Here is a 15,507-nt window from a genome sequence, read left to right as displayed (position 1 = left end):
ATTAAAAAGAGACAATTAAATTAGAATTGAAACAACTTATTAATTTTCATTTCAAAGAATACCAAAAAGACTAACAATAATCAAATATTTCTACAGGATGACTCTTGATAAATGTTGCCTATTCCTCAAGATAGAAATAAAGATTGAGAAAAGTAACAATTTTCAAACTGATGATGGATGACTAAAGCGAGAGTTTCCGAGAAAATTAGACTAAAAGTTAAGCTGTATAAAATCATCAGTTTTCACTTCAACTTAAGATTTTTTTACACGTAGAACAACATCTAACGAGAGGCTCATCATGTTTTTAGCGAATATAATTATACAAAAAATACCGCTTATTCCCTTGGAATTTGCTCAAATTCAACCCCAAACAACCATAGATTCAGCAGAAGAAGCATCTTTTGTTTTTAGTGGGCCACAATTTTTTACGGCTTTAATTGCAGGTGTTGTTCTAGCGTTTGCTTTTCAACTTCTGTTTACAAATTTGGGTGTTGCGGCAGGAATTTCACTAGCAGGAGGTTCGTCATCACATGAGCAAAAAGAATCGAGTAGCTTTGGTGGAACCGTTCGCAAAATCGGTTTAGCAGTCGGTTTAGGCACTCTAATTAGTGTGATGATTTCTCTATTTGCTGCGTCATTTTTTGCGGTTAAACTGAGTTTATTTCTATCACCTGCCCTCGGTGCAATTATTGGTTTAGTTATCTGGGCAACTTATTTTACACTATTAGTTTGGATCAGTTCTTCTACCGTTGGCTCTCTAATTGGTTCGGTGATGAATACGGCTACGTCTGGTTTTCAAGCCATTTGGGGAACCGCCGCAGCAATGGTAGGATCTCAAGCAATGAGTAAACAAGTCGTCAATACCGCCGAAGCAGCAGCAGCAGCAGTGCGACGCGAACTCGGTTCGGCTATTGATGCAGAAACACTAAAAGAAAATGTACAAGATTATGTAGAAAAATTACGATCGCCTGAATTAAATTGGCAAGGCATTCGTAATGATTTTGAAAAACTTTTAAATACATCGGAATTTGATGAAGTTTTAGCTAGTGGTGATATTCCTAATTTGGATCGACAAACTTTTGCTAAACTGATTAGCGATCGTACTGATTTATCAAAACGAGATGCAGAAAAATTAGCCGCCCAACTCGAAGACGCATGGAAACAAAAAGTAGGTCAGCAAAAACCTAAAAACACTCTGACAACTCTTGTAGATTATCTTAAATCAGCCGCCCCAGAAGAATTGGTTGGTCGTCAGTTTGGCGATAAAATCGATTCAATTGTGTCCCAAATCGGTAAAGGAAATCAATCTCAACAACCAGGCGGAATGTCTCAAGCTCTCACTCTTAGCCTAAACTCTTTAGTAGGTTTGGTTTTAGGAAGAAGTGATTTATCTGAGTTTGATGCGGAAAAAGTGATCACCCAACTACAAAAACTCAAAGGTTTTGCGGGCGAACAAAAAGATAAATTAGTGGCTCAAGTTAATCAAAACGATAACTATAGTCCAATTCGAGCCGATCTTGAAAATCATATTCTAAATGCTTATAATTGGCAACTCAAACCCGTTACTTTAAAAAGAGAAGTTCAGAATTTAATTTATGATTCTGAGGCTAACCCTGAAATGATGGCAGCCCAGTTAGAAAGTATTAATCGTGGTGATTTTGTCAACTGGTTGCAGCAAAAAGGTTTACTTACTCATGATGAAATTGAATCTAAGGCAAATATTTTAGAAGATATTCGCAAGGAAACAATGGCAGCAACACAAGCAGCTATTGAAAGAGCAAAAACGATTACACTACTTGCAGAAGTTGAACATTATTTGCTCACTGCACCCGCAGAAGAATTGATCCCCGACAAAATTCAACTCAATTTTAAACCCATTTTAGAGGATGCGAGTATAGATAGCGATCGCCTAATGAAACGTCTTTCCCAACTCGACTATCTCACCTACAAAGATATCTTAGAATCTCGTAGTGATTTAGCCGCCGAAGATATGGCGATCATTATTCCTTCCCTTCTTACGGTACAAAGACAAGTTATCAAAGAATCTCAGGATGCAGGAGAAGCAGTCAAAGCAAAAATTGATCAACAGTGGCTTAAAGTTCAAAGCTATCTTAAAGATACCCATAAAGAAGAATTGAACCCTGATGCCATTAAACGAGAAATTAAACTTTTGCTTGATGATCCCCAAGCGGGCGCTTATGCTTTACGGGCGCGTGCTTCTCGTTTTGATCGAGATACTTTAGTACAATTACTAAGTACCCGTGAAGATTTAAGCAAGGAACAAGTTAATCAAGTTATCGATCAGATTGAAAATACTTGGACTGCGGTTCGTTATGCGCCACAGGAACTCGCCGGAAAAGCGAAAGATCAGTATGATCAATCTGTTAGCTCTATTTCTAATTATTTGCGATCGACTGGTAAAGAAGAACTCAACCCCGAAGGTATTCAACGAGATCTCAAAAAACTCCTTGATGATCCTAGTGAAGGTGCAAAAGCCATTAGAAGTCGTTTAGCAAGCATGGATCGAGATACTTTGGTTAAGTTACTCTCTCAACGAGAAGATCTTAGCGAAGAACAAGTTAATCAAGTGATTGATAATGTTCAAAGTACTTTACAAGATCTTGCAAATGCACCTCGTCGTTTAGCCAGACGTACTCAACAAAAAGTACAAGATTTTCAGAGTACGATCGCTGATTATTTGCGTTCAACGGATAAGGATGAATTTAACCCTGAAGGGATTAAACGAGATGTACAGTTACTCTTGAATGATCCTCGTGCGGGTGTGGAAAGCTTACAGGATCGTCTTTCTAAGATCGATCGAGAATCTTTAATTGCTTTACTTTCACAACGGGAAGATATTTCCGAAGCTGATGCTAAACGTATTGTTGATCAAATTTTAGTCGTTCGTGAAAGAGCGATTGAACAGCTACAAAGTATCCAAAAACAATTACAATCAGCGATTGATCGTATATTGAATCAAATTCGGGATTATTTGAATGGTTTAGAGCGTCCTGAGCTTAATTATGACGGAATTAAAACCGATTTGCGAACTTTGTTTGATGATCCCCAAGCGGGTTTTGATGCTTTGCGCGATCGCTTTTCCCAACTGGATCGAGATACCCTTATTGCGGTGATTAGTTCTCGTGATGATATTTCTCAAGCTGACGCGGAACGTTTGGTTAATCAAATCGAAGGAACTCGCGATCGTATTTTACAACGTGCGGAACGTTTACAACGAGAAACTCAATATCGTCTCGAAAAAGTTAAAGAAGATGCACAAAAACAACTCGAAGAAACCCGCAAAGCAGCCGCGACAGCTTCTTGGTGGTTATTCTTTACGGGACTTCTTTCGGCGATCGCTTCAGCTAGTGCAGGTGCATTAGGAGTGATTCTCTAAATTAAAACCGTATTCCTTACACTTGTTTAGCATCCAGATGAATTAACTCAGGTTCTGGGTGCTTTTCCGTTTTCATCGAAGAAGGTAAGGGAAAAAAAGGCTGATGCAAGCTAATAAGTTGGGCTAAGGTTCGTTTGAGTTGAGTTCGAGAAACGATCGCATCAATAAACCCGTGTTTTAGTAGATATTCTGAGGTTTGGAAATCATCGGGTAATTTTTCGCGGATGGTTTGTTCGATGACTCGTTTACCTGCAAAACCTATCGTTGCTTTGGGTTCAGCTAAAATAATATCTCCCAACATGGCGAAACTAGCGGTAACGCCTCCTAATGTGGGGTCGCTCAGAAGAGGTATATAGAGTAATTTAGCTTCTCTGTGACGTTCGAGAGCGCCTGAAATTTTTGCCATCTGCATTAGACTAAGCATTCCTTCTTGCATTCTCGCCCCACCAGATGCACAAACAATAATTAGGGGTAATCTTTCGGCTGTCGCGTGTTCCGTGAGACGACATATTTTCTCGCCGACGACAGAACCCATACTACCACCCATAAAACGAAAGTCCATGACTCCTAATGCAACGGGTAAACCGTCGAGTAAGCCGGTTCCTGTGTGTACAGCATCGGTGAGTCCGGTTTTTTCTTGATAGTCTTTGAGGCGATCGCCGTATGGTTTGCGATCTTTAAATTTAAGAGGATCTGTGGGGTGAATTTGTTCATCGAGTGCCGCCCAAGTTTGGGGATCGATCAGTTGTTGAATGCGTTCTTCACCATCGACTCGAACATGATGATCGCATTCTGGACATACTAACTGATTGGCTTGTAAATCTTTTGTATAAGATAATGCACCACAATTAGCGCATTTTGTCCATAACCCATCGGCAATTTCTCTTTCTTGTTGCTGACGTATATGAGGTTCTGATTTTTCTCGATTCGCAAACCAATCAAATAAAGACATAATATCAACCTGAGCGATCCTTTTCTACCTAAAATTAAGCTAGGGCTATTCCTCTGGTGAACTCAATAAAAGCAGTGCCGTCCACTGATCCTGTCGGCGTACTTGTAAAGCAGCTTGGCTACCTTGTCCGCAATAAATCCCCAAACCAATATCTAAGACTCGACTGGGAATGTCATAGGCTGACAATATTTGCTGCATTAATTCGGCCTCCCAACGGGCTGATGTTGTTCTAATGGTAATCCAGGACACCGATCTTATTTTATCAATAGTTGTGAACTTCTCGTGAATTAAAGAAGCAAGGGAAAAAATAAAAATTTATATGTAGCAATCATCGTATTCCCCCAAAAAATTGTCAAGGCTGCACCCAAGGCTAAAAAGGGTCCAAAAGGCATCGGTTGTCCGCGATTAAGCCATCCTAAAGACATGGCTAAGACCCCCATAACTGAACCGAGTACACAGGCTAAAAAGGCTGTTACCAATAAAGCTTGCCATCCTAACCAAGCGCCGATCATTGCGGCTAATTTGGGATCTCCGCCACCCATTGCGGGTTGTCCCAGTGCAATTGTACCACCCCAACGAATGATATCAAATAACCAAATTCCTAAAACTGCGCTACCGATCGCTAATATTAACCCATCAATGGGTTTACCGGTTTGCCATCCGATCAATAATTGAAAAAACAATCCTAAAATTAATCCTGATTGGGTTAAAACATCTGGTAAGGTCATTGTATCTAAATCAATTAGACCTAAAATTAATAGCCAAGAAACTAAAACCCAGTAGCCCAATGTTGTCCAACTAAACGCAAATTGCCAAAATATTAAACAAAATAAGATTCCGCAAACCGCCTCTACTAATGGATATCTTACCGAAATCTCACTTTTACACCAGCGACATTTTCCCCCTAAACGCAACCACCCAAAAACGGGTATATTTTCGGTTTTGCCCAATTTGTGCAGACATTTCGGACAACGAGAGGGCGGATAGATTAAAGATATTCCAGCAGGTACACGATAAATGACAACGTTTAAAAAACTGCCAACCGATGCACCAAAAAAAAATATATATGAGGTTAGAATAAAGTTTAAAAGTGTTTCCATTTCCTAGCCCAAATAAAACTTATCGATTAATCCTCACATCAATCATAGGTCAGTTTTAGCTTAGTTTGCGATATTTATGGCTTAGAAATGATTTTTACAAGATTTCCGATTCAAGCTGTTTAAGAGAGATAAAATATTCTCCAGGCAATAAAATCGGTTTAGTCTTAAAAATCAGTTGTCCTCGATGACTATCTCGATGAATGGCGACTCCTTGGGGATGACGATTAATTTTAGAGTGCAACACGCGATATGTACGATAAATGCGTTTTGCGGCTTTAATGAGCGCGGGATCTAATAAATTTGGGTCCATCTTTTGTTTAGGGTCTGTTTTGGGTGGATGTATCACTAACCTATTTTCCTTTCATTAAAACAAATTTGTTATAATTGTTAATAGTACACAATTGCTCTCCAAAGAAGAGACTTTTGTAAAGAAGATTAAGATTTTGTTCTTTGGGTTTCCCTTTGCAGATCAACTTTGCTTTACACCAGCCATGACAAGAAAGCTCACCGAGCGGGGCGGCATGGATGTATCGTCCGCCATTAATCTTTCCCTTGAGCTTAATCTGTCAGATAGGGAGAGAATTGATTTAGCGATCGTTGAAAACATATCATAGCAATCTACTCAAACGATTTGATCGGGCTTTTTTTGAGTGAGCTAAAAATGTTGCTAGATGTCTTGAAGCGAATAGCTTTCTCATAGTAAATGAGACTTGAGTTTTACAGTTAAAATAACTTTGTTTACAATAAATCACAGGAGTTATTAATTCAATCTCTCTCTTAAAATCATCGTCATCAGATAAAAAAGACGAGTGCTGACTCTATTAATATTGATTAAATTAAAGCTATAATTTACAGATTAGCCATACTTTACCAAACATTACCAATTATTTAACCTAAATATATTATTGTTTTAACAGAAACCAGTTAAATTAGTTTTTGGTTAGGAAAATAAATCTTTTGAATTGCGCCTATCTGAAAAGATAGATAGTTTTTCAAAAACCAATCATAGCAGGTTTTTAGACAATTAATTTGTCTTGTTTATTGCTGCCGAGATAGAAATATCTCCTCCTTTCGCATCCTAACCAATTAACAATCTACAAGTTTTATTGAGGAAAGTAAAAATATGGCTTTTTACGGCTACACAATTGGTGATGCAGTAAATCCAGCTGCGCCCAACCCAGCTAACGAGGGTTTTGAAGTTTACCGCTACCTTATTCCTGATGCTCCTATTAACGGTGGTAACGGCATCATTGCTGTGGAGCTTGTCGGTATTCTAAGCGCACCCAATTTTACTGGAGACGGTGGAGAGGACATCGAAGGTCTTGGCACTTCTCCTCGCATTCAAGGAATTAGTGGCGTTTCCGAGGGTACAGGTACTGGTCGTCGGGTTAATAATCTTGATGAGCCTTCTTTACCCCCTGCACCCCAAGTGCAAAATTTTGGTGGTACTGCCCGTCAGTTTACTGATACTGGGTCAGACATTTACGTCAATAAGGCTGAAAAAGCTATTCAGTATATTGTTCAAAGTTCTCCAGCTAGTGGAAGCATACTTTACAAAACTGGTGCGGGTGGGAATTATGGCAATACTACTCTTGCTCAAGTAGGAACTGATACAGAATTTGCCGATGGATTGGCTATTTATAACACTCCCGTCAATGTTAATGCTCTCGATGGCCAATATACAGGCAAATATAAAGCATTTGCCAGTGATTTCAATCTTGCCGATGGAGATGGAGCAGAAATTTACGCAGTTAATCTATTTCCTCAAGCTCCCAACGGTGATTTCTTAACGGGTGCTATTCAGTTAGTTAACCCTAATGGTACAGCTTTCGACGTGTTAACCAACGCCAACAATGCTGGTAGACCTGACCCCGACTCTCCCCAAGACGGTTTCGATTCGGGTTTAGCTTTTACTCCCGATGGTAAAAAGCTGATTGCTCAACTTGAAAATGGTCTTGTCTACCAAATTAGCGACTTCCAAGACGATGTATTAGGTTCAACAACTGGGGATGGCAAGGCCACAATCCGGAGACTGGGTATGTTAGCTCTAAACGGTCAACCCTTACCAGGTACATTAACCGGCAGCATTGAATATGAGGGTTTAGCTATTGTCAGTGAGGATACTGCTGGCAATCCCATCTTTAATCTGTAGGTTCTAGTTAATCTGCGGTTACCTAGAAGGTAATCGCGGATATTCTAAAAAACGACTTCTTTTTAATTTCTTCCTTGACAAAAAATTATTGACCGATCCTACTTTGATATTCGCGTTAAAATCGAAGAAAGAATCAGATTTTTACAGATCAATGGAAGTCAAAGAAATTCCTATCTCTGAGATTCGTCGTCCTTTACCTCGACAAACTGATCCCGATAAAGTGCAAGCGTTAATGAAATCGATCGCTACTGAAGGTTTACACGAACCAATTGACGTTTTAGAAGTTGAAGGATCATATTACGGCTTTTCGGGTTGTCATCGTTTTGAAGCCCATCAACGTCTCTCAAAAGAGACCATTAAATGTCGGGTTCGTCATGCACCGCGATCGGTCCTAGAAAAACATTTAGCATAAATTGGTCGTCATGGGATCAGTAGACAAAAAACCGCGTGTCTGCTTAAATCCCATGTATCAATTATTTGTAATTTTCTATGATAGCTATCTTAAAACAATTAACTCTAGATAGTCTCATTCCCTTTGGGTGGCGACAGTCTAGTTATGTTTATCGAAGTCTCGGCATTTTTAGTCGATGGCGCGAAACCAGTACATTATTAAAATTCTCCGAAGACATCGGCGCGGTTTTGATTAGTGTACTCTTAGGATTAGCCCCTTTTAGTGCCACCAGTCTCCTCGGTGTTATCCTCTTTTGTATTGCTGTGTATTGGGTACTTTTAACCCTTTCTGAAAATAATCCCTTTGAAAGTACACCCATTCACCTGTTAGTATTTTTGTATTGGTGTATTGCGACTTTAGCGGTTGCTTTATCACCCGTCAAAGCGGCAGCATTTAGCGGATGGATTAAACTAACGCTATATTTAATCTTTTTTGCTTTAGCTTCAAGGGTTTTACGTTCACCACGTCGCCGAAACGGGGTAATTACAGTTTTCCTGTTAGTGTCGGCTATTGTGAGTGTATATGGTATTCGACAACAGATCTTTGGTGCCGAACAATTAGCCACGTGGAACGATCCTACCTCAGAAATGGCGGGCGATACTAGAGCTTATAGTTATCTGGGAAATCCTAATTTATTAGCTGCTTATTTATTACCTGCGATCGCATTAAGTTTAGCAGCAATTTTTGTTTGGCAAGGTTTGCTACCTAAAATTTTAGCTGGATTATTTTTTGGCATCAACTCGGCTTGTTTATATTTTACCGATAGTCGCGGCGGTTGGCTCGGCATGATGGCTTTAATGGTTGTCTTTGCCATTTTGTTATATGTCTGGTTTCGTCATTCTTTGCCTAGCTTTTGGCAAACTTGGTTATTACCATTGGTTTTAGTATTTTTTGGCATCATACTACTCGGAGGTTTTCTCTTTGTTGAACCGTTACGCATCCGTATTCTAAGTATTTTTGCGGGTCGTGGCGATAGTAGTAATAATTTTCGCCTCAATGTTTGGGAATCTGTGATTAAAATGATTAAAGCACGTCCGATACTGGGTATTGGCCCTGGAAATGAAGCGTTTAATAAAGTGTATCCTTTGTATATGAAGCCTCGTTTTTCGGCTTTGAGTGCTTATTCTATCTATTTAGAAACTACTGTGGAAACGGGTTTAATTGGTTTAACTTGTTTCTTGAGTTTACTCGGTGTTACCTTTACTACTGGCGTGTGGCGACTGCAAGGATTACAAAAACAAAATAACTTACAAGGATTTTGGATTATTGCTGCGATCGCTGCTATGGCTGGTATTTTAACACATGGTTTTGTTGATACAGTTTGGTATCGTCCCCAAGTTAGTACCCTATGGTGGCTCATGATTGCGATTATTGCTAGTCATTATCCTCTAAAAAGTAAACAAGATAATTTTTTAAGTTAATCTTGTTTGCAAAAATCAACAATTAAAAAACGAGAGTATGGATTCTTGTTCATGTTATATTTGATAATAGATCTTAATACATTATATTAAGATTTTTGATAATTTTTCCATCATTTGTAGGGGCTTAGTTGCCAATCTCAAAAAATATATATTTGAGATTAATATCTGTTCAAAATATTAGGAGAAACTCTAAATGTCACAACAACAAAAAGTTTTAATATTAGGTGGACAAGGAAGAATTGGTCGAAGCGTAGCAGAAGATATCTTAAAACATACCAATGCTCAGGTAACGATTACAGGGCGGACTCAAAAACAGATTGTATCTCAGCCAAACTTGCAATTTTTAGTGTTAGATTTAGCCGAACTAAAACGACTTAGAGAAGCAATTAAAGAGGCAAATTTAGTCATTCATTGCGCTGGGCCATTTCACTATCGAGATGAAACTGTTTTAAAAATATGTTTAGAAGAAAAAGTTAATTATATTGATGTTAGTGATCATCGTTCTTTCTATAGAAAACTAATTCCTTATAAAGAAGATGTAAGAAAAGCAGGTATTACAGCAATTTTAAATACGGGGATTTTTCCAGGGATATCTAATAGTATAGTTCGCCAAGGAGTTGAACAATTAGATACAGCAGAAACGATTCATTTAAGTTATGTTGTTTCGGGATCAGGTGGCGCAGGAATAACCGTTATGCGAACGACTTTTCTCGGTTTAAGACATCCTTTTGAAGCTTGGATTGATGGGCAATGGAAAACAGTTTTACCCTATACTAAAAGAGAAGTTGTTGAGTTTCCTAAACCCTATGGAAAAACGGGGGTTTATTGGTTTGATATGCCTGAAACTTATACATTTGCTGAATCATTTAAAGTGAAGAATGTCATTACTAAATTTGGTTCTATACCCGATTTTTATAATCATCTAACTTGGATCACTGCTCATGTTTTCCCCAAGAGTTGGATCGAAAGTAAAAAAGGTATTGAATTCTTTTCAAAAGTTAGTTACAACATGACTTCGGTTACTGATCAATTTAGCGGAATTGGTGTAGCAATGCGGGCTGAAATTCAAGGTATAAAAAACAATCAAAAAGCCCTTTATTCTTCGTCAATGGTTCATCAAGATACAGCTTTTGCGGCGGGTTGTGGTACGGGAAGTATTGCACAATATCTACTAGAAGGAAAAATCAATCAGCCCGGTGTCTATCCAGTCGAACAAGCTTTATCTACAGATTTATTTATTGAAGCGATGCAGAATAGAGGAATCAAAATAGATCAACAGATGATAGCCCAAGATTGATGATAGCCAAGGATTAAAATTCCTGTCTTAAAGCTAAAGTCGGTTAAAACCGACTCGAACTTATAAAATTTTAGTCCGTTTTAACGGACTTTAGCGATGAGACAGTGAATTAATTCACTGACTGACTTACCACAAATCAATCTATTTTTATGCTTCTTTTTTCAGAGAGAGTTCAACAACATTAAACTCTTGTTTTAAACGGGCTTTTAATTTCTCTGGAATAGGACGGCTACCATAAGCGGTATAATACCCAGCTAAAGCGTTCACTGCTGTTTGCATTGTTGTAAATGAACGTAGTCCACCCGATTTAGTATCCTTACGATAGCGAGAAATGTAATCATTAATTTGTTGACGTGCTAAGGATTGAATATCTGTTTTATCGGGCGAATCATCGGGTAAATTGATAGCTGTGGTTAAGGTTTCGATGACTTTGAGGGTATCTTGTCCGTAGTTACCCGATAGCCCAGATGGACTCGAACAACCCACTAAACCGATAACAACAACTAAGACAAGCGCGAGTAAGCGGGATATGTATGATTTAATATTCATGACTTAATTTGATACAAAAATTAACCTTTAGCCCTCTTATCGTATCAGGAATGGAGGGTATATTAATCACTTTTATAACAATGTGAACCTGATAATCATCCCCAAAGAGGCTGATCCCTCTTAACTAAACGATTGATTCTTTGTCCCCTAACCCATCACAATATTCATGCGTGATATGATTTTTGTCCGTCAAGTTTAGGAGTAGTAAGATGGAACGATTACCAGAAAATTTACAAAACTTAAATGGTCAAGTGGCTTTGGTAACAGGGGCTTCCAGAGGAATAGGTAAAGCGATCGCACTCTCTTTAGCGTCCCAAGGTGCCAAGGTTATCGTTAATTATGCCCGTTCGAGTTCTGCTGCGGATCAGGTGGTACAAGAAATTACAGAAGCAGGAGGCGAAGCGATCGCACTACAGGCAGATGTTTCTAAATCAGATGAAGTCGATAGCCTGATTCAAAATATTTTAGATAAATTCGGAACGATCGATGTTTTGGTCAATAACGCAGGAATTACCAAAGATACACTCATGTTACGCATGAAACTCGAAGACTGGCAAGCCGTGATCGATCTTAATTTAACGGGAGTCTTTTTATGTACTCGTGCTGTCAGTAAAATCATGCTGAAACGCAAAAAAGGTAGAATTATTAATATTTCCTCCGTTTCGGGTTTGATGGGCAACCCAGGACAAGCGAACTACAGTGCAGCGAAAGCGGGGGTTATCGGTTTGACGAAAACTTTAGCGAAAGAATTTGCAACTCGTGGAATTACAGTTAATGCAGTTGCCCCCGGTTTTATTGCTACAGATATGACCAATGATTTAAGTAATACTGAAGATATCCTAAAATTCATCCCACTGGGTCGTTTTGGTGAAGCCGAAGAAGTCGCGGGAATGGTTCGCTTTCTTGCTGCTGATCCTGCTGCTGCTTATATTACTGGACAAGTCTTTAATGTCGATGGTGGTATGGTGATGTAATTAATTATTGGTAGGGGTGCGGAATGCACTGCACGCCGTTTCGCTGACTTTTAAAGTCAGCAAGCGGTGCAGTTTGGTCTCCAAACCCATCGTTTATCTAAACCGTTACTCAGATTTATAACAAGTTTTCGGCACTTGTTTTAATTATTATTAATTTTTGCATGATATTATACATTGTATAACTCAATAAATCAGGTCGTAGAAATGGATATTGAACTAAAAAAGTGGGGTAATAGTATTGGTTTAAGAATCCCACATCAAATCGCTAAAAGTTTCGGCATTGATGAAAACTCGATCATTGAACTTACAGAGTCAGAAAATGCCCTCATCATTACCAAAAAGAAACATATCTCAACGCTTGATGAACTATTAACCAGTATTCCCCAAGATTTTCAGTATCCAGAAGATGTATACGAGTTTGTAGAAAATGAGCCACTAGGTAGAGAAATGATTTAATTAATTTAAGAAGGGAATGAATATTCAACGAGGCGAAATTATTAGAGTTAATCTAAATCCAACTAGCGGCAGAGAACAAGCAGGAAACGCTCGCCCCTGTCTGGTAATTAGTCATACAAAATATAATGTAGTCCGTAGGGGAATTGTTGTAGTAACTCCGATAACAAGTACAATTAAACCTAAGATCAAGATGATGATTCCGATTCCCGATGGATTTAAAATAGAAGGCTCTGTAATAGCTGAACAAGTACGAACTCTCGATCTTAATACGCGCTGGTGGAAAACAACTGGAGAAATACTACCAAAAGAATTTGTTGATCGTATTGTAGAGACATTTAAAATGTTTATCGACTAGGTATCAGGCTAGTAAAAAGTTTTGAGACCAAATCCCCACATTTATTGTTTACAAATTTCATTTTTCAACAATTTATGATATAATTAGCCAAAAATACACTAAACTGTATTTTTTTACCACCTTTTTCCTCTAAAAGTCATATGACTTCTTCTCTATCAATTTTAGACTCTGCTCTTAACTTATTTAATGCAGAATTAGAACTGTTTGCAACTTCTCCAGAATATCAGTCAAGTATGATCATATCATTCGGTGAAAGCCATGACTACAGCGCGTTACAGCATAAATTTGCGATGGAGTGTACAAATGTTTCGCATCTAATTGAAGTTGTATCTTTAGCTACTCTTAATGGTGCTTATGGTGCCTATTCAAGAGAGACTAATAAGATTTATCTCGCTTCTGAATTTATTAATTATGCTTCCCCTTCAACCATAGCAGATATACTTTTAGAAGAATACGGTCATTTGATAGATGCACAGTTAAACACTGTAGAAACAGTAGGTGATGAAGGCGAAATTTTTGCCGATTTAGTACAGGGAAATCCGCTTAACCCAAAAGCATTTACAGAAGATGATACCGCGACAATTAATCTTAATGGAAAAACGATTCCCCTTGAGCAAGGTAGCCCAATTATTTATGTAAGTCAAGGGGCTAATGGGGTCAATAATGGTACATCTTGGGCAAATGCTTATACAGACTTGCAAACCGCTTTAGCTAATTCACCTACTGGGAGTGAAATTTGGGTCGCAACAGGTACTTATAAACCGACTACAACCAATGATCGAACGATTAGTTTTAACCTCAAACAAAGTATAGAAATTTATGGCGGATTTGCGGGATTTGAAACAAGTCGAGAGCAAAGAAATTGGACGAATAATCAAACAATTTTAAGCGGAGATATTAGATTTTTAGAGGTCGATAGTGATAATAGTTATCATGTTGTTTTTGCTAGTGATAATATCACAGCTTCGAGTCGATTAGATGGTTTCACAATTACAAAAGGAAATGACGATCGCTATAGTGGTGATGGTGGTGGAATTTATAACGATGGAAGTGATGCTATTTTTGCTAATTTATTAATTCTTGAAAATAGAGTAAATAGTAGTAGTGGTAAAGGTGGTGGATTGTATACTCAAGAAGGAAATCCTCAACTATTAAATGTTACTTTTAAGGAAAATAGTGCAGGTGATGGCGGTGCAATTTATAGCGGTTCTTATGCTGATGAAGGTGGAATTACTCTAAATGGAGGAACTTTTCTAAATAATACAGCTACTAATAATGGAGGAGCGATTTATAACTATTATAGTAATTTGGGTTTGACTAATGTCACCTTTTTTAATCAAGCGACGGAACAAGATGGAGGCGCAATATATAATAGTTCTGGAAGTATGGGAATCACTAATGCTCAATTTAATGAAAATATAGCTTTTGATGATGGCGGTGCAATCTATACAGATAATGGTGAAATATCCGTTATTAATGCAGTTTTCGTCAATAATCAAGCGAATAACGTTAATAGTAATAATAGTTATGGCGGTGCGATCGTCAATACTGGGAGTAGTGAAACTAGCTTTATTAATGTCGTATTTGATAACAATATTGCAGAAAAAGGCGGCGGAGCGATCGCTAACTTTGATAGTAGCAAAACAACTTTAATTAATACGACTTTGAGTCGAGGTTTAGCCGAAAATGGTGGCGGTATTTATAGCGAAGATACTAGCAAAGTGACCATCAATAATAGTATTCTTTGGGGAAATCGTTCCACGATCTCAAGTAATGAAATTTACAACACAGGAAATGCAACAACTCAAGTCAATTACAGTATTGTACAGGGTGGTTACACTGGCACCAATAACCAAAATACTGATCCTTTATTTGTTAATCAAAGTGCAGGTAATTTAAACATTTAAGGGAACTCACCAGCCATTAATAATGGTAATAATCTTGCTTTCCCACCAGAAATTAAGTTCGATGTTGCGGGAAATCCTCGGATATTCAATGGCACAATTGATCTAGGAGCCTTTGAATTTTTACTTGATCCGGCTCAATATGGCGCATCTTATCGTGATTTAATTCCATATTATATTAATGCTGGCTACAATCTAGCATTCTTTACCAACCATTATTATTCTAACGGTCGTTTTGAAGGTCGCTCGATAGACAGCTTCGATGAATTCCGTTACATTGCTTCAAATGCCGGTGACTTAATCGGTGCATTTGGACTAAATGGTGCAGCCGCTACGCTACATTATCTGAATAATGGTTACACTGAAAATCGCTCGACAACGGCTTTTATTCCCTCGCGTTATCTGAATTCCTATCCTGATCTATTTAACTTGTTCGCCGCAAGAAGTCCCACGCTATACGTTAGTTAGCGATGGGATGAATTGCGGACAAAGATTACGT

The 15,507-nt window shown here is 38.3% G+C and carries 15 protein-coding genes; 10 read left to right on the top strand and 5 right to left on the bottom strand.

All coding sequences use genetic code 11. The features are described 5' to 3' along the window. The first annotated feature begins 298 nt into the window (after positions 1-298). A complete protein-coding gene (locus C7H19_RS10460) occupies positions 299-3,397 on the top strand; it encodes a hypothetical protein (protein WP_106456829.1) in 3,099 nt (1,032 codons plus the stop codon). Positions 3,398-3,413: 16 nt separating this feature from the next. Here the strand turns inward: C7H19_RS10460 and accD are convergent, their stop codons facing one another. From accD to C7H19_RS10440, 4 genes are all read right to left on the bottom strand, one after another. Then, positions 3,414-4,349: an acetyl-CoA carboxylase, carboxyltransferase subunit beta gene (accD, locus tag C7H19_RS10455; protein ID WP_106456828.1), complete on the bottom strand. Its 936-nt coding sequence runs from the start codon at positions 4,347-4,349 to the stop codon at positions 3,414-3,416. 45 nt (positions 4,350-4,394) lie between these two features. Next, the gene (locus tag C7H19_RS10450) at positions 4,395-4,598 is read right to left on the bottom strand and encodes a hypothetical protein (protein ID WP_106456827.1); all 204 of its coding nucleotides are present in this window, start codon (positions 4,596-4,598) and stop codon (positions 4,395-4,397) included. A gap of 38 nt (positions 4,599-4,636) precedes the next feature. After that, positions 4,637-5,449: a prepilin peptidase gene (locus tag C7H19_RS10445; protein WP_106456826.1), complete on the bottom strand. Its 813-nt coding sequence runs from the start codon at positions 5,447-5,449 to the stop codon at positions 4,637-4,639. Positions 5,450-5,543: 94 nt separating this feature from the next. Beyond that, complete coding sequence (locus C7H19_RS10440; RefSeq protein WP_106456881.1) at positions 5,544-5,759, bottom strand: hypothetical protein; 216 nt, start codon at positions 5,757-5,759, stop codon at positions 5,544-5,546. Positions 5,760-6,572: 813 nt separating this feature from the next. On the opposite strand from C7H19_RS10440, the gene C7H19_RS10430 reads away from it, so the two are divergent. From C7H19_RS10430 to C7H19_RS10415, 4 genes are all read left to right on the top strand, one after another. Next, complete coding sequence (locus tag C7H19_RS10430) at positions 6,573-7,601, top strand: hypothetical protein (protein WP_106456824.1); 1,029 nt, start codon at positions 6,573-6,575, stop codon at positions 7,599-7,601. A gap of 151 nt (positions 7,602-7,752) precedes the next feature. Continuing rightward, positions 7,753-8,013, top strand: coding sequence for a ParB N-terminal domain-containing protein (locus C7H19_RS10425; protein ID WP_106456823.1), 261 nt, complete (start codon positions 7,753-7,755; stop codon positions 8,011-8,013). 77 nt (positions 8,014-8,090) lie between these two features. Then, on the top strand, positions 8,091-9,473 hold the full coding sequence (locus C7H19_RS10420) for an IctB family putative bicarbonate transporter (protein WP_106456822.1): 1,383 nt from the start codon (positions 8,091-8,093) through the stop codon (positions 9,471-9,473). 193 nt (positions 9,474-9,666) lie between these two features. Further along, a complete protein-coding gene (locus tag C7H19_RS10415) occupies positions 9,667-10,770 on the top strand; it encodes a saccharopine dehydrogenase family protein (protein WP_106456821.1) in 1,104 nt (367 codons plus the stop codon). A 147-nt stretch (positions 10,771-10,917) separates the two neighbouring features. On the opposite strand, the gene psb27 is transcribed toward C7H19_RS10415, so the two are convergent. Continuing rightward, complete coding sequence (psb27, locus tag C7H19_RS10410) at positions 10,918-11,319, bottom strand: photosystem II protein Psb27 (RefSeq protein ID WP_106456820.1); 402 nt, start codon at positions 11,317-11,319, stop codon at positions 10,918-10,920. Between the two features lie 209 nt (positions 11,320-11,528). On the opposite strand from psb27, the gene fabG reads away from it, so the two are divergent. The 5 genes from fabG to C7H19_RS27165 all read left to right on the top strand — a co-directional run bounded on the left by fabG (position 11,529) and on the right by C7H19_RS27165 (position 15,476). Continuing rightward, positions 11,529-12,293, top strand: a complete 765-nt coding sequence (fabG, locus tag C7H19_RS10405) for a 3-oxoacyl-[acyl-carrier-protein] reductase (RefSeq protein ID WP_106456819.1) — start codon at positions 11,529-11,531, stop codon at positions 12,291-12,293. 204 nt (positions 12,294-12,497) lie between these two features. Further along, entirely contained in the window at positions 12,498-12,749 is a 252-nt protein-coding gene (locus C7H19_RS10400) for an AbrB/MazE/SpoVT family DNA-binding domain-containing protein (protein WP_106456818.1), read from the top strand. Positions 12,750-12,765: 16 nt separating this feature from the next. Continuing rightward, positions 12,766-13,104 (top strand): type II toxin-antitoxin system PemK/MazF family toxin, encoded by a 339-nt coding sequence (locus tag C7H19_RS10395; protein WP_106456817.1) that lies wholly within the window; start codon positions 12,766-12,768, stop codon positions 13,102-13,104. 140 nt (positions 13,105-13,244) lie between these two features. Next, the gene (locus C7H19_RS10390; protein ID WP_106456816.1) at positions 13,245-15,011 is read left to right on the top strand and encodes an autotransporter outer membrane beta-barrel domain-containing protein; all 1,767 of its coding nucleotides are present in this window, start codon (positions 13,245-13,247) and stop codon (positions 15,009-15,011) included. A gap of 15 nt (positions 15,012-15,026) precedes the next feature. Continuing rightward, positions 15,027-15,476 (top strand): hypothetical protein, encoded by a 450-nt coding sequence (locus tag C7H19_RS27165; protein WP_425428891.1) that lies wholly within the window; start codon positions 15,027-15,029, stop codon positions 15,474-15,476. The last annotated feature ends 31 nt before the right edge of the window (positions 15,477-15,507 follow it).

It is taken from the genome of Aphanothece hegewaldii CCALA 016, from assembly GCF_003007785.1.
Classification (GTDB): Bacteria; Cyanobacteriota; Cyanobacteriia; order Cyanobacteriales; family Microcystaceae; genus Chroococcus; species Chroococcus hegewaldii.
This window is presented reverse-complemented; position numbering and strand designations above follow the sequence as displayed.

What these genes read in the sequence shown, in the direction of transcription:
- C7H19_RS10460 (WP_106456829.1), top strand. Translation starts at nt 299, where the DNA reads ATGTTTTTAGCGAATATAATTATACAAAAAATACCGCTTATTCCCTTG.
- accD (WP_106456828.1), bottom strand. Translation starts at nt 4,349, where the DNA reads ATGTCTTTATTTGATTGGTTTGCGAATCGAGAAAAATCAGAACCTCAT.
- C7H19_RS10445 (WP_106456826.1), bottom strand. Translation starts at nt 5,449, where the DNA reads ATGGAAACACTTTTAAACTTTATTCTAACCTCATATATATTTTTTTTT.
- C7H19_RS10440 (WP_106456881.1), bottom strand. Translation starts at nt 5,759, where the DNA reads ATGGACCCAAATTTATTAGATCCCGCGCTCATTAAAGCCGCAAAACGC.
- C7H19_RS10430 (WP_106456824.1), top strand. Translation starts at nt 6,573, where the DNA reads ATGGCTTTTTACGGCTACACAATTGGTGATGCAGTAAATCCAGCTGCG.
- C7H19_RS10425 (WP_106456823.1), top strand. Translation starts at nt 7,753, where the DNA reads ATGGAAGTCAAAGAAATTCCTATCTCTGAGATTCGTCGTCCTTTACCT.
- C7H19_RS10420 (WP_106456822.1), top strand. Translation starts at nt 8,091, where the DNA reads ATGATAGCTATCTTAAAACAATTAACTCTAGATAGTCTCATTCCCTTT.
- C7H19_RS10415 (WP_106456821.1), top strand. Translation starts at nt 9,667, where the DNA reads ATGTCACAACAACAAAAAGTTTTAATATTAGGTGGACAAGGAAGAATT.
- psb27 (WP_106456820.1), bottom strand. Translation starts at nt 11,319, where the DNA reads ATGAATATTAAATCATACATATCCCGCTTACTCGCGCTTGTCTTAGTT.
- fabG (WP_106456819.1), top strand. Translation starts at nt 11,529, where the DNA reads ATGGAACGATTACCAGAAAATTTACAAAACTTAAATGGTCAAGTGGCT.
- C7H19_RS10400 (WP_106456818.1), top strand. Translation starts at nt 12,498, where the DNA reads ATGGATATTGAACTAAAAAAGTGGGGTAATAGTATTGGTTTAAGAATC.
- C7H19_RS10395 (WP_106456817.1), top strand. Translation starts at nt 12,766, where the DNA reads ATGAATATTCAACGAGGCGAAATTATTAGAGTTAATCTAAATCCAACT.
- C7H19_RS10390 (WP_106456816.1), top strand. Translation starts at nt 13,245, where the DNA reads ATGACTTCTTCTCTATCAATTTTAGACTCTGCTCTTAACTTATTTAAT.